The 710-nt window shown below is 57.5% G+C and carries 1 protein-coding gene; it reads left to right on the forward strand.

Annotated elements, in window-relative coordinates; genetic code table 11:
- A partial coding sequence (locus PY650_RS36615; protein ID WP_285884989.1) for an AMP-binding protein occupies positions 1 to 710 on the forward strand: 710 nt, incomplete at both ends.

The following is a 710-nucleotide window of genomic DNA, read 5'->3' on the forward strand; positions in this document are numbered from 1 at the left end:
CAGACCCCCGCGCCCTTGGCCTTACCGCACGCCATCTCGCCTATATCATCTATACCTCCGGTTCCACCGGAACCCCAAAGGGCGTCATGGTCGAGCATCAGAGTCTCAAGAATTTCCTATATGCCTTTTCGGATATATCGCGGATCTCTGAACGGGATGTATTCCTGGCCATCACAACCATCTCGTTCGATATCGCGGGATTGGAGCTATATCTTCCATTAAGCGCCGGAGCCACGGTCGTCCTTGCTAACCGCAAGGATGCCATGGATGCGGCGAGGTTGCAGCATCTTCTTGTCCACCACGCAATTTCCATGATGCAGGCCACTCCAGCGACGTGGCGCATGTTATTGAATTCCGGCTGGCAAGGAACACCTGACTTAAATGTGCTGTGTGGAGGCGAAGCACTACATGCAGATCTGGCGTCGTCTCTTGAAGGGTCGAAGTCTCTAAGGAACCTCTACGGTCCGAGCGAAACAACGATCTGGTCGTCCAGTCTTCTTATTGAAGCGAGCAGCGGTGAGCCCCACAACATGCCGATCGGCCGTCCGATCGCGAACACGCGGATTTACCTGCTGGACGGTCATGGTCAGCCCGTGCCATTCGGGGCGGTGGGCGAGCTTTATATCGGCGGGGCCGGCGTTGCCCGCGGCTACCTCAACCGGCCGGAGCTGACGGCCGAGCGGTTCATCGCCAGTCCCTTTGTCGAAGGC

This window comes from Martinezella calliandrae, from assembly GCF_030272695.1.
Lineage (GTDB): Bacteria > Pseudomonadota > Alphaproteobacteria > Rhizobiales > Rhizobiaceae > Rhizobium > Rhizobium calliandrae.